This is a genomic window from Pseudomonas sp. LSJ-87, assembly GCF_032971465.1.
Taxonomy (GTDB): Bacteria; Pseudomonadota; Gammaproteobacteria; order Pseudomonadales; family Pseudomonadaceae; genus Aquipseudomonas; species Aquipseudomonas putida_Z.
The window spans coordinates 1-12,624 of record NZ_JAWJYQ010000049.1; the positions used below are offsets into that span (position 1 = coordinate 1).

A 12,624-nucleotide genomic window follows, 5' to 3' on the forward strand; every position below is an offset into this window, starting at 1 on the left:
CAACTTTTCGGGGGCAGTCCAACCTGTGGGAGCAACTGTCTTGTCCAAATTCCAAAAGTTGGCGCGATTCCCTGTGGGAGCGGCCTTGTGTCGCGAAAGGGCTGCAAAGCAGCCCCAGCAATTTCAACTATTGCGCATCAATCCTGGGGCCGCGTTGCGGCCCTTTCGCGACACAAGGCCGCTCCCACAGGTACAGCGACAACCTCGAGATCAACGCTGCACCCGTGGGCTTGCCGGCGATGGGCTGCAACGCAGCCCCTGGAAAACTCAGAAACCCCAGGATTGCTAATAGCCAGTCATCTCCAGATACCCACGCCCACCCGCACTCCCGGTCAAGCGCACTGGCCCCTCCCAATACGGGAACCGCGTCTCCATCCAGGCCTGCGACTCCACAGCTTCGACCTGCACATCCACGCCATGCCCCGGCACCTGCACCCGCCATCGCGTCGGCACCTGCTTGCCGTTCTTCTGCCGGGCCCAGGCCAGCGCCTGCAGCTGGATCTGCGCGCCCTGCAGTGCCACCACCTCACCTTGCGGGCCGACCCAGGTCCCGGCGCGATACGCCTCCCCCTGCACCTCGCGCACCTGGAACAGCATCAGCCTGGCGCCACTGTCCAGGTGCAGGGAAAACCAGTCCCAACCCGTCTGCCCGGCAGCCAGCGGCTGGCTGCTCCATTCCCGGTCCAGCCAGGCCTGGCCGGTAACAGCAATGCACTGGCCGTCACGCTGCACTTCCCCACTCACCCGATAGAAAGGCTGACTGTAATAGTACGAAGCCTGCCCCTTGCCGGACTTCTCGCTGTAGCCCTGGTCCCCGTGCAGCACCAAGGGCTGATCGCTGTGCAGTTGCAGGTCGTAGCGAAAGCCGTCACCACCGGCGACCATTTGCAGATGCTCGATGCCACTGTTGCCCTGCAACGACCAGTCATTGATCCACGCCTGGAACGGCTGGGCCTGCACGCCAGCCTGGCCGATACCCCCACGCGCCAAGGTTTCGCCAGACTGATGACCACCGGGACCGGTCAACGCCGCGTGCCCCAACCACAGGTTCGGGCTGTTCCAGCCAGCAGTCTCGGGGCCTGGCCGCAGGGCCGAGCGAAACAGCGTCCACTGCGCACCCCAGTCCCGCCCCTGGAGGTCCTGGAGGTTGGCGGTGACATACCACCATTCGATGCGGAAGCCATCATGTACCCCGTGGTCACGCGGAAATTCCAGGCGATGCAGAAGTTGCGCAGGGAACACGTAGAGCGGCAAACGCCAGCCGAATGCCTGCACGTTCACCACCGCGACCAGGCACCAGGCCAGCAGGATGCCCAGCGGAATCGCCAGCAGCACGGTAAGGCTGCTCAGCAGCAATGTCTGCCCAAGGCTCAGCCACACCAGGTGCGTGCGCCGCACACCCAGAGCCCACAGCGGCGCCAACTGGCCCAGGCGGGTCTGGCCCAGGGTCAGCAGGTTGATGAACAGCGCCACGCCTGCCACGCCAAGGGTAAGGCTGTTGAGCGCGGCGGTGGCGGCGAAGGTGCGGTTGAACACGTCGGTCGACCAGCGTTTGAGCCGCGTCTGCTCGACCACGCGGCTGTCGTCCAGGGCGAAGCGCTGTTGCAATGCAGCCTCGAGCGCCGACACCTGTGCGCCCACCAGATCGACACTCAACCCGGTCAGGGTTGCCTGTGGCCAATGCCCGCGCAGCCAGCCGGCATTGACCAGCATGTGCCCTTTGGGGTTGCCGTAATCGGCATAGATGCCCACAACGCTCAGGGCTGGCGAAGTGTCCGCGAGCAGCCTCAGGCGATCACCCAGCTGCAGCTTCAGTCGCCTGGCCAGCTGTTCACTGAGCATCACGGCCTGCCCAGCGGCCAGTTGTTGCCAGGCCTGCTTTTGCTGCGCCAGCAATGGCCAGCGTGTGCGATAGACGGGATGATCGACGATGCCCTGGACCTGCACCGGCCAGCCCTGCAGCTGTGTTTCCACACGCCAGCCGGGCAATACCACCTCCACCGAAGGTTGCTGCCCGAGCCACTCGGCTATCTGCAAGCCCTGGGCGGTGTCCCTTGGGGTGACATACAAGTCGGCGGACAGGCGCAGGTCAAGCCAGCTGACAAAGGTCTTGCGAAAGCCCTCGGTCATGCTGCCCACCCCGACACTGGCCGCCAGCGCCAGCAACAGAGCCATCAACGCCAGGCTCAGGGCCGGCAATTGCTGGCGGCTGTCGGCGACGAACCATTGCGCCAAAGGCCGCCGGCAATGGCGCGCCAGCCAGGCCAGCACCCGGTCGAGCAAGGCCGGCAGCAGCAGCGCCGCCGCCAGCAGCAAGCCTGCCAGCAGGCCGAACGCGCTGGGCAGGCTGTCGCCCAGCACGCCACAGCCCAGGGCCAGCAAAAGCAACAGGCCGGCCACCAGGGCCTGGCGCCGCAACCAAGGCCCCTGGGCCAACCGCCATGCCTGAGGTTGCGCCAGCGCCAGCAATGGCAACCGCGCCGCACGCAACACACTGCCCAAACCTGCCAGCAGCGCCCCCAGCACGCTCACCAGCACGCCCATCAGCCACCACCCGGCGGGCAGGCTCAGCGCCCCGGCGACCTGGGCGCCATACAGGCCGCGCAAGCTGGCGGCCACATCGGGCAGCAACCACGCGGCCAGCCCGTAACCACTGGCCACGCCGGCCAGGCCGCCCAGCACCGCGAACAGCCCCAGCTCCAGCACCAAGGCGCACAGCAAGGTTTGCAGGCTGATGCCACAGGCGCGCAGGTTGCGAATCAGGCCGCGCCGCTGTTCCAGTGCCAAACCGATTGCGGCATGGGCAATGAACAGGCCGACGACGAACGCCAGCAGGCCAAGGGCGGTCAGGTTGAGGTGGAAACTGTCGGTCAGCCGCTGTAAGCCGCCATCGTCCTGCCGGGGTTGCAGCTCAAGGTAAGGCGAGATATCCGCCGGCAGCGGCCCCGGCGTGGCAGCCACCAGCAAGCGCGACAACTGACCGGGTGCATGCAGCAACGCTTGGGCGTGGCCGATATCGACCACGATCACCCCTGGGGCCAGCGCTGGCTGTAGAACCAACGGCGGCAGCAGCTGCCCTTCGCTGTCGCGTGCTGAGGCCCCGGGGCCGGCATGCAGCTGGCGCAAGGTGTCCGGCCCGACCCAGGCTTGCCCGGGCTTGCCGACAAAGGCCTGCAGATCGAACGTTCCGGGCTGCACACCGGCGATGCTGCTGGCCGGCGGCAGGCTCAACGGCTCGATGCCGATCAACCGCACGCTGCGCGCCGGCTCACCAGCAAAGCGCAAGCGCCCTTCCAGTACCGGCGTCACCGCCCAGCCCAGCCTGCGCAACTGCACGTACAGTGCCTGGTCGAAGCGCTCGCCACGGCGCGGCACCAGTTGCGCCTGCAACGGCCCGGCCAGCACCGCGCTGGCGCGGGCATAGTCGCTGCGTGCCTGGCTGTTCAGCGCCTGCACGCCGGTCCACAGCGCCGTTGCCAGCCACAGGCCGGTGAAGATGCTGAAAAACTGCACGCGATGGCGCCGCCAGTGGCTGAGCAGCGCCAGCAGGGCCAGCGATAGAAGCCTCATCCGCCCTGCTCGGGCCGCACGCGGCCGGCCTGCAGGTAACAACGCTGCTGCAAGCGCGCCGCCAGCCGCGGGCTATGGGTCACCATCAGCACCCCACTGCCAGCCTCGGCGACCAGTTGCAACAACAGGCTCAACACCTCATCGCTGCTGGTTTCATCGAGGCTGCCGGTGGGTTCGTCGGCCAGCAACCAGGCCGGGCGCCCGGCCAGGGCGCGGCCGATGGCAACCCGCTGTTGCTGGCCGCCAGACAATTGCTCCGGGTAACGCGCCAGCAAATCCGCCAAACCCAGGCGCTGCGCCAGGTAGGCCAGCCAATCGGGATCATGCCGACCGGCCAGCCGCGCCTGGAACGCAAGATTGGCCCCCACGTCCAGGCTGCTGATCAGGTTGTACTGCTGGAACACCAGGCCAATGCCCTCCCGCCGCCACAACGCCAGCGACGCATCGGACCGGCTGTCGAGCGGGGTATCGTCGATCAGGATGCGGCCACTGTCGGCACGGTCCAGGCCGGCCACCAGGTGCAGCAAGGTGCTCTTGCCGCTGCCCGACTCGCCCATCAGCGCCAGGCTGCTGCCGCGCGCCAGGCGCAGGTCGACACCCTGCAGCACGGGGAGCGGGCCCTGGGGGGTGGGGAATGATTTGTGCAGTTGCTCGATGACCAGCATCGATGGGCCTTGGTGGGTTCAGGGGTCTTCTTAGGAATAGCAGGTTCATCGCGGCGTGAACGAACACTCGTCGTATTCCTCGATAAAGCAATTCCCGGCTCTATTCGATAAGCGGCTTCCAACTTCAACCCTCGATGAACTTATTAATTCCGCGACTCTGAAAGCCTTACCGAAAAGTCAACATAAACAGCCCCGCACCAATAAAAAAAGACACTTCCTACAGAAAGTTCTTTTTATTGGTCGATATCCACTTTCAGACGAGAAAACAATGACCTGAATCAGAAACCATCGACTACGATCAGCATTCACTTCGCACCAGTTACGGCAAGAGACTCAACCATGGAAAAACCAGTAGTTCTGCACGCCGCTGGCCAGGTCGATATCGCTTTGGAAAGCGCCCACCAGTACGCCTATTTCCAGCTACTGGAATTGCTGTATCACGTACACGACGACGATCTGGAACAACGCCCACTTGCTCGAGAGACGCGACGCCGATTACGGCTGGAAGTGTCGCCCAGCCTGTCTTTCCCTGTTGCCGACGTGTTGCGCGCCGATCGCTTGAAGGACGACCGCTACCGCATCCAGGCAAGTTTTCTGGGCCTGCATGGCACAGACTCGCCACTGCCCACTTACTACCTTGACGAAATCGCCTATGCCCACTCTCCCCGGCAGGGCCCGGCCAGGTCATGCCGATCGGCTCCTTGCCCCGGTCCGCAAACGCATGCAGCTGCCCATCCAGGTCGAAGACACTGCCGCGCAAGCCACCGCTGATCGCCAGAGGCTCCAGGCCGAAGCTCACGTTCAGCTCCCCGCGATTGTCGAAAAACGCGTTGCGTATGGCTTCAGCCTGCTTGAGCTGCACCATGACTTCGGGGCGGACCAGGTAACCTTCATCCGCACGGGAGTACAGCGCATCGAGGTTGTCTTCGAGAAACACCGCAAGGTACTGGTCCTGGAAGCGCTTGAGCTGGCCTTGCGGGCCAAAGAAGGCTTCAAAATCCTTGAGCGACACATCCGGCCCGGCCGGGTCGATGGGATAGCGTGAGGCCAGTCGCTCCTGGTAGACGCTGTAAACCTCGGCATCCCAACGCTGCTCCAGCTCCCGTAACGCCATGACCATCAACACCTGCGAAGTCTGCTCCGCCAGCTGGCGAACATGCCGATTGAGGGGTTCCGGCAGGCCCGTGGCAATGCGCTGAAGGTTGCGAATGGGGTCGGGCGCCGTTTCCGAAAAACGGCTCAACACTAGCGCCAGGGCGGCCTTGCCCCGGTCAGGGCTGTCCTGCACCGCCTTCAGGTAGTCGTGTACAGCGCTGATCGCCTGGAGTGTTTCGTCATGGTAGGACGGTTTGTCACCCCGCACGTCGAGCATCCCCGAAAGCCCCGCGAAAGACCGATAGATGCCCATGGCCTGCATGCGAACCTGCGGATCGGCGTTCGATTCCTTCTCGCTGTCCGCGGCCTGCGGATAGATCAGCGTATTGCTGCGCACGGTTTCCAGCAGCCGGCGTATCGGCGCTGCCGGGCCGCTGACTTGTTCCAGAACACCCAAGGCATGCGCAAGATCGCTGAACTCGGCAACCGAAAACTGGTTCAGCACACGCCGCCAACTGTCGATGTAGTCGGCGCTGTACAGGGCTCGCAGACGCTCCGCCAGGGCCTGGCGGTCCATGTCGGAGTAGTCGAGGCTACGCCGCTCCCCTAGCACCCACTGATCGACCAGGGCGAGGTCGGCCACGTTCTGGCTATGCTGGTCGAAATAGTCGCGAAAGCCCGTCGCCGTCAGTAAAGGTGGCAGGGACAAATTGGCGTCGACGGCCGCCTGGTGATCGCGCTCGGCCAGTGGCCTGTAGACGATATCGAACGCTGGGCCGATCTCGTTGCGCAAATCCAGCTCACCGTGCAATTGCTCCCGAGCCTGCTGCCTCAAGCCGATGTAGACACGCTCGGCCAGCGGTAGCTTGCGCAACTGCTGCTGCGCTTGGGCAACGACCTTCCGATACTCCGGCAGCTCGACATCTGCGTAGGCCAAAGCGTACCTGAGGTGGCGCATCAGCGCGGCCTGCAGCTGGCCCTGGCCCGGATACGCCCTTTGCCACTCGCGAGCCATCCATTGCTCGACCATCTCCGCCCGACGATTACCGCGATCCTCGATCATGCGATACACGCGCAATGCCGCCAACTGCTCGTCGCTACCGGGGGCAGCTTGCTTGACAGACGCTGCCACGCCGCCCGCAATCACCGGTAGAAAGCGCTGGGCCAGGGCATTCAGGTACGCCTGGTCCACTTGCGGGCCAATGGCTTTGCCCTGGTACAGCCCCATATCCGTGAACACACTCCAACCAGAGCGATAATCGCCGTACAGGCTCACGGCATCACGGATCTCATTCAACGGCAGCAGCAGGCCGCGCCCGGTCAAATCATCCTTGGCGTCCGTGCTGGTGTTGCTGAACGCAAGGCTTTTCTCCAGTACCTGCTCCGCCTTGTCACGGTTGACGCTGTAGAAGTACGCCCAACCACCGGCCATGGCCAACCCGCACACACTCGCCGCCACGGCGCCGCCCTTCAACAGGCGGCCCTTGCGCCGGGCGACCTTGCGGTTGTCGCCCGCCAGGCCGGCCTCGGGGTAGACCACGCGTTGCAACAGCCGCTGCGCGAAATACACCACGGAGGTGCCTTGCGGCTTGGTCGACAACGCCGGGGTAGCGAAGGCAAAGGCGCGGGCAGAAGCATCCGCGAGCAGGTTGCGCACTTCGCCTCGCTGGTAGACCGAGGAAAAGTACAGGCCACGCACCAGGGGTGGGGTGCTGTAGCGGTCACTGACCAGTACATCTCCAAGGAAATTCAGCAACATCTCCTGCGCCCCGCTCAGCTCCCGAAGCAGCGAGCAGGCGCTCTTGCCCGTGGTGCCAGGCGCGCCCACGGTAGCGCTCATCAGTTGCCTGCCGAGGCGCCCCAGGAAGCCCTGATAGGCTCCCTCCAGCTCCTGCAGCCAGGCATCGAAGTCCTTTACCGAACCCAACGTGAAGGTAAAGCCCTGCACCTCTTCCCGCTCACGGGCCGGGAGCGCGGCGAACAGTTCCTCGAAACCGTCCAGCAAGTCGAACTTGCTCATCACCACGTACAGCGGCAAACGCGTACCCAACTCACCGCCCAGCTCCGTCAGGCGCGCGCGCAGCATCAAGGCCAGGTCACGTCGCGCCTTCGCCGGTCGCCCGAACAGGTTGACCATATCCACCAGCAAGACCACGCCATTGAGTGGCCGTCGGCTGCGGTTCTGGGCAAGCCAGCCAATCATGTGCCGCCACAGGCGTCGCTCGACGCCCGCCGGCAGGCCTGTGGGCTCGGCCGGTGCTCTCGCCGTCAGTGCCGCCTCCTGCACTGCTGGCAGCGTGTTGTTATCGCCCCCCTCCTCCTTGATGGGCTTAACCACACGCGCCGGGCGCTCAGGCTGGCTGATGAACTCGCCCGGCGGATCGATCAGCACCGCGTCGTCACCTACCCACCAGTCGATGCCAAAAGCCAGGTCCGGATCCGTGCAGGCCCGCTGGGTGGCGCCATCGGTGGGGGCGAGTGCAAAACGCTGATCCGAACGGCTGACGAAGCTCGACTTGCCCGCATTCTGTTCGCCAAGGATGAGGTACCACGGCACATCGTAACGGTGCCCGCGGCCACCTTGGCTGTCGCGCAAGCGGGCCAGGCTGCTGTCGAGGGAGCGCTGCTGGGCCTGCAGATGCACCAGGCACGGGTCTTCCACCTCGCGCCGCTGCCGTTGCTGTTCGCGTACGATCGAGCGGTTGCGCCGATGCACCCACGCGCTCCATGCCAGCAATGGCAGCATCACCAGCAGCACGGTTGCCGCAATCCGCACCGGCAGGTCAACCAACGGTTGCTGCTCACGCCAACGCCATTCAGGCCCCAACCACCATAGCCAGACCACTGCGGCAGCAACGCCGAGCAGTACCACACCAACAACTACCGGCATTGCCTGACGCTGCACCAGCAATACACCGCGCAGCAGACTGTCCTTGTTCACTTTCATAGCGGCAAACCTTACCGACTGCATATCCGAATGATTTAAGGCACCTCACAGTGCACACTGGCAAAAACAGTAGCAGCATTGAAAAACACTATTCAATGATATCAAGCAAGAAATACCAGCTAACACTTTTCTTGCAGACGCCGGTGACTTTCCTGAATTATGAAATAAAAAGAACTTGCCTCAGGAAAGTTAACAACCCAGCAACTTGTGGGAACTTTCCTACAAATACGCCATGCGCACTTTTCATCAACCCCGGCACATGCCACCAGATAGAGCGCCCAACGCGATAAACATGAAGTTCAAAGACTGGTTCATGCAGGAGCAGCAGACCCTACGGGAATTGGGTGACGACTTTGTCGAGGACGACCCGCGTCTGGCGCCTGTCCTTGGTCGCACCGCCTCGGACCCGGCCAGCGAGTACCTGATGGAACACTTCGCCTTCCTGACCGCTCGCCTGGGCTGGTACCAGTGCGACCATCTTGGCACTCCGACGGAAATTACCGGGTGCAGTAAAAAAATAATTTGGGAAGCCATTTATAGCACTCTGGGTAGAGAGGGCACGAATGCCGAAAAAGATAAAATAGAGGCGGCTAACCTACAGATCGCCAGTCAAATACGTTTCCAAGGTCAATATTTTGACATAGAAACCAAACTTCATTACAACAGATATCGCTACTACGACCCCAATGTAGGCCGCTTCATTGGGAAGGATCCGATAGGCTTCTCTGGAGGCCTAAACATTTACAACTACGGCCCTAATCCCACCGAATGGGTAGACCCGCTGGGACTATGGGGCGAAAATCCAAAATTTAGGTATCGCCAAAATGATAACGGCACTTTACGGAGCGTAGTTGCCCAGATAAGAGACAAAGACCTTGATACTGGAACAAATATCAATCGAAGCTCTCGCAGATACGCCCAAGAAATTGGTTGTAGTGGTGACCATGCTGGCCATGCAATCGCCAACCGCCTAGGCGGTCTAGGCGGAAAGGGAAATGTCTTCCCCCAAAACAGCAATGTAAATACAGGAACATTCAGAGTCTTTGAAGAGAACATTTACAACCAAGCCAAAAACCCAAACACCACCGTAGTCGTTCGGATAACCCCAAAATATGAAGCAGGAGAAACAAGACCACACAGTGTTTTATATCAAGCAAGAGTAAATGGCGTCACGCAAAGACAAGAATTCCCTAACCCTTGCGGCTGCCCATGCCGATGAACTCATAGGAAAAACATGACTCCTACTGAAAAATTACAGCAATTTATAACATCCATGCTCGAATGGGAGACCACACTAGACAAGCTAAAAAAAACCAAAGAATACAATGACGACCCAGAAGTGCGCAACAACATACTGCAATCCAAAAGAAGCGAGCTATTTGAAATATTCACTAACTCCCTGACTTCGCGCGCCTTTAAAAACATTGCAAAAGGTCGACTAGACATATTGGCCACAGCACGCCCCCCGGAGTACGCTCAAGAAATACTAGAGAACACATTAGAAACTGATGATCGTACAACTCTAATTTGCACGCACAATAAGAAATCTATCCTACCCTATCGACGATACACACTAATAACAAAAAATGAGGACACAAGGATCGACAAGGTCGAAGGACGGATCAGCGCAAACGAAGAATGGCATAACGTCAAGAGTATATAGCCAAAGTCATGCCGAGCGAATTCCAACGTAAGGATTATTCATATGCAGCTAATCGTTAGACTTGGAGACACAACCGACCATGGTGGAATAGTCATGGAATCTATCCCACACACAAACCTCAACGGCACGCCTATGGCCGGTAAAGGCAACATGGTTTTCTGTCCTTTATGCAAAGGAGAATTCCCAATCATCGAGGGCAGTGATACCTACCGCGTCAACGGAGTTCCTGTCGCACTCGATGGTATGAAAACCGCGTGCGGCGCCAGCTTGATCGCCAGCGCATCACGCGGCAGCGTGCATCGCTGAGTCACCCAGGCCAAGTGGAGCTGGCGAACAAGAGACATCCCAGAAGTATGTCTGTTGCCGCCGCTCCCGACCTAGAATTGAGAGCTGATACCTACAACAGCGACAACCTGCCTATCGCCATCACCGACGCCAACGGCGGTGAGAAGAAGTGGCCTATAACCCTGATGGCGAGCGGATCTTGGCAGGGTCACAAAAAAGCAGCAACCGATATAAAAACAGGCACACTCGAAATCCCATCCAGCCCCGAAAGGCAGCAACAATGAATGCGACTTTTGATGACCTCATTTTAATACTGAGCACTGATAGCTTTTGTGGCGAAATACTTGACACAACGACAAAGCACGAATCTCTAAAAATCAGAGAAATAGCGCGAAAAATCGTCAAAACAATCATTAACGGTGGCGACAATTATTACATGTGCGCGGATTTTTCCTGCCACCGTATAAAGAAAACTGAAAAAGATTTTTTTGAACTCGCCCAAAAAAGCAACATCCCCAAGCAAACGCTAGAAAAGATAGATAACCTTCACAAAGTCCTTAAGAGTAATTCCGACGAGACAAACACCGCCTCATATGTCATCAACTCAATAGCAAGCCGGCTCTACTGGCTTGTGATCGACGAATTCAACACACCGATCACACCAGAGCTTTTGGAGCTAATTCCTGAAATCGAACCACTCGGATTGGACGTAAAACATTCCGCATGTGAATGGCGAGATGTTTGGTTAGAAAGCCAGTCCGATTGGGATAATTATATAATGTCACTAATGGACGGCATAGACGAAGCCCCATACCTTACCTTCACAAAATTGAAAAGAAATTTAGCTCCGCTAGATTTTCTCCGCAAATGGAACACCCATCTCGGCCCGAAGAAATTTTCACACATCAAGAATTTCATTAACACCGAGGCGCATCATGAACTTGACAAAAAAAATGCACGCGCAGCCGAAAAGATAGACACACTAATTAATTCACTCTAAACAAAGGACCGAATCAAACAACACGCCAACAATACATAGACCTCAACCACAATGAAGAAAATAGTTCGACTTTACGACAAAACCGACCATAGAGGTATCGTGATTGGCTCCATAGACAGTACAGGCCTTAACGGCAAACCGATGGCCGGCAAACGTAACATGGTTTTTTTCCTCAATGCGAAGGCGAGTTGCCAATCATCGAGGGCAGCGACTCCTACCGCGTCAATAGCACTCCTGTCGCGCTTGACGGAATGAAGACCGGCCAGCGCATCACACGGTAGCGTCCATCGCTGAGTCAGCCAGGCTAAGTGGAGCAGGCGAATAAGGGACATTCCAGGAGTGTGCCTGCTGTCGCCGCTCCCGACCTAAAATTGAGAGCTGATCAGGCCCCCAAACATACGCCTGATCCGCATCGTGAATACCAACGGTATTGGGACCAGAAACAATAATCTAATTCGAGGCAAATCAAAAACCGCCAGGGACTATTAAGGAGATTTAACCGATGAATTTCACACCAGAGTGTCGGACCTATATCAACACCCATCTCTTTGAAAGACAAGATGAAGTTTTGAAAAAAATTGGAGAACTACTACCAGCAGGCCCTTCGAAAATCCACTGGGAGAACATTCCCAACAGAATTGAAATAGGCCACACCCAAAGGGACAGATTGATAGTCGAAATATTGGGCGCAGCATCAACCATAGAATTAAAAAATTCAGAAACCATAATAATTATCAACATAGATGATGCCTTTCCAGCAATCAGCACAACACTAGAAGAATGGCAGAAATTTGCAAAGGAACTCGATTACGCAAACACCATCTACGTAGACGAAAATAACTTAAAAATAATCCACTGGGATTTTTACAAAAATCTGTACGCGCTTAAATTACCCCGCAGAAGCGACCATTAAGTTTCGCAGTAGAACCAGCAAGAAAAAATAGATACCCCATAAACCGAATAGCTCACAAGCACGGAATACATACTTCAGCAGTACAGGAACTTAATCACAATGAACCAAATAGTTCGACTGGGCGACACAACCGACCACGGCGGAATAGTACTTGATGCCATTCCCCACACAAACCTCAACGGAAAACCATTGGCTGGCAAAGGCAGCATGGTATTTTGCCCACTCTGTAAAGGAGAATTCCCAATCATCGAGGGTAGCGACACCTACCGCGTCAACGGAGTTCCTGTCGCGCTCGACGGCATGAAAACCGCGTGCGGCGCCAGCTTGATCGCCAGCGCATCACACGGCAGCGTCCAGCGCTGAGTCAGCCAGGCCAAGTGGAGCAGGCGAACAAGAGATATCCCAGCAGTATGTCTGTTGCCGCCGCCCCCCACCAACGCACTGCCGCCATGAACAAATCTTCATTTTGCTGGCGAGCGCCCTGAT

General features: G+C 58.5%; 10 protein-coding genes and 2 pseudogenes. 8 read left to right on the forward strand and 4 right to left on the reverse strand.

The window, feature by feature from the left end:
* Positions 1 to 285 precede the first annotated feature (285 nt).
* From RYH74_RS23090 to RYH74_RS23100, 3 genes and pseudogenes are all read right to left on the reverse strand, one after another.
* Positions 286 to 1,242 carry a lipocalin-like domain-containing protein gene (locus tag RYH74_RS23090; protein ID WP_317410257.1) on the reverse strand — a complete coding sequence of 319 codons (957 nt, stop codon included), beginning with the start codon at positions 1,240 to 1,242 and terminating at the stop codon, positions 286 to 288.
* Positions 1,222 to 3,570 (reverse strand): annotated as a pseudogene (locus tag RYH74_RS23095) (ABC transporter permease); the annotation flags it as partial. The pseudogene RYH74_RS23095 and the gene RYH74_RS23090, both read right to left, overlap by 21 nt.
* Positions 3,567 to 4,235, reverse strand: coding sequence for an ABC transporter ATP-binding protein (locus tag RYH74_RS23100; RefSeq protein ID WP_317410225.1), 669 nt, complete (start codon positions 4,233 to 4,235; stop codon positions 3,567 to 3,569). The gene RYH74_RS23100 and the pseudogene RYH74_RS23095, both read right to left, overlap by 4 nt.
* Positions 4,236 to 4,574: 339 nt before the next feature.
* Here RYH74_RS23100 and RYH74_RS23105 point away from each other — a divergent pair, with 339 nt between their 5' ends.
* Positions 4,575 to 5,006 carry a type VI secretion system baseplate subunit TssG gene (locus tag RYH74_RS23105; protein ID WP_317410258.1) on the forward strand — a complete coding sequence of 144 codons (432 nt, stop codon included), beginning with the start codon at positions 4,575 to 4,577 and terminating at the stop codon, positions 5,004 to 5,006.
* Here the strand turns inward: RYH74_RS23105 and tssM are convergent.
* A pseudogene (gene tssM, locus RYH74_RS23110) lies at positions 4,957 to 8,301 on the reverse strand (type VI secretion system membrane subunit TssM); the annotation flags it as partial. The gene RYH74_RS23105 and the pseudogene tssM overlap by 50 nt on opposite strands.
* 268 nt (positions 8,302 to 8,569) lie before the next feature.
* On the opposite strand from tssM, the gene RYH74_RS23115 reads away from it, so the two are divergent.
* From RYH74_RS23115 to RYH74_RS23145, 7 genes are all read left to right on the forward strand, one after another.
* The gene (locus RYH74_RS23115) at positions 8,570 to 9,496 is read left to right on the forward strand and encodes an RHS repeat-associated core domain-containing protein (RefSeq protein ID WP_317410226.1); all 927 of its coding nucleotides are present in this window, start codon (positions 8,570 to 8,572) and stop codon (positions 9,494 to 9,496) included.
* 15 nt (positions 9,497 to 9,511) lie between these two features.
* Positions 9,512 to 9,940 (forward strand): NTF2 fold immunity protein, encoded by a 429-nt coding sequence (locus RYH74_RS26615; RefSeq protein ID WP_367393595.1) that lies wholly within the window; start codon positions 9,512 to 9,514, stop codon positions 9,938 to 9,940.
* 42 nt (positions 9,941 to 9,982) lie between these two features.
* Positions 9,983 to 10,246: a PAAR domain-containing protein gene (locus RYH74_RS23120; RefSeq protein WP_317410227.1), complete on the forward strand. Its 264-nt coding sequence runs from the start codon at positions 9,983 to 9,985 to the stop codon at positions 10,244 to 10,246.
* Positions 10,247 to 10,293: 47 nt separating this feature from the next.
* Complete coding sequence (locus RYH74_RS23125) at positions 10,294 to 10,509, forward strand: hypothetical protein (protein ID WP_317410228.1); 216 nt, start codon at positions 10,294 to 10,296, stop codon at positions 10,507 to 10,509.
* Positions 10,506 to 11,225, forward strand: coding sequence for a hypothetical protein (locus tag RYH74_RS23130; RefSeq protein WP_317410229.1), 720 nt, complete (start codon positions 10,506 to 10,508; stop codon positions 11,223 to 11,225). Before RYH74_RS23125 ends, RYH74_RS23130 begins: the two co-directional genes overlap by 4 nt.
* A gap of 502 nt (positions 11,226 to 11,727) precedes the next feature.
* Entirely contained in the window at positions 11,728 to 12,138 is a 411-nt protein-coding gene (locus RYH74_RS23140) for a hypothetical protein (RefSeq protein ID WP_157896953.1), read from the forward strand.
* A 99-nt stretch (positions 12,139 to 12,237) separates the two neighbouring features.
* Positions 12,238 to 12,501: a PAAR domain-containing protein gene (locus tag RYH74_RS23145; RefSeq protein ID WP_075044906.1), complete on the forward strand. Its 264-nt coding sequence runs from the start codon at positions 12,238 to 12,240 to the stop codon at positions 12,499 to 12,501.
* The last annotated feature ends 123 nt before the right edge of the window (positions 12,502 to 12,624 follow it).

Bases quoted from the DNA above. Each gene is read 5' to 3' on its own strand.
- RYH74_RS23100 (WP_317410225.1), bottom strand. From the start codon at position 4,235: ATGCTGGTCATCGAGCAACTGCACAAATCATTCCCCACCCCCCAGGGC.
- RYH74_RS23105 (WP_317410258.1), top strand. From the start codon at position 4,575: ATGGAAAAACCAGTAGTTCTGCACGCCGCTGGCCAGGTCGATATCGCT.
- RYH74_RS23115 (WP_317410226.1), top strand. From the start codon at position 8,570: ATGAAGTTCAAAGACTGGTTCATGCAGGAGCAGCAGACCCTACGGGAA.
- RYH74_RS26615 (WP_367393595.1), top strand. From the start codon at position 9,512: ATGACTCCTACTGAAAAATTACAGCAATTTATAACATCCATGCTCGAA.
- RYH74_RS23120 (WP_317410227.1), top strand. From the start codon at position 9,983: ATGCAGCTAATCGTTAGACTTGGAGACACAACCGACCATGGTGGAATA.
- RYH74_RS23125 (WP_317410228.1), top strand. From the start codon at position 10,294: ATGTCTGTTGCCGCCGCTCCCGACCTAGAATTGAGAGCTGATACCTAC.
- RYH74_RS23130 (WP_317410229.1), top strand. From the start codon at position 10,506: ATGAATGCGACTTTTGATGACCTCATTTTAATACTGAGCACTGATAGC.
- RYH74_RS23140 (WP_157896953.1), top strand. From the start codon at position 11,728: ATGAATTTCACACCAGAGTGTCGGACCTATATCAACACCCATCTCTTT.
- RYH74_RS23145 (WP_075044906.1), top strand. From the start codon at position 12,238: ATGAACCAAATAGTTCGACTGGGCGACACAACCGACCACGGCGGAATA.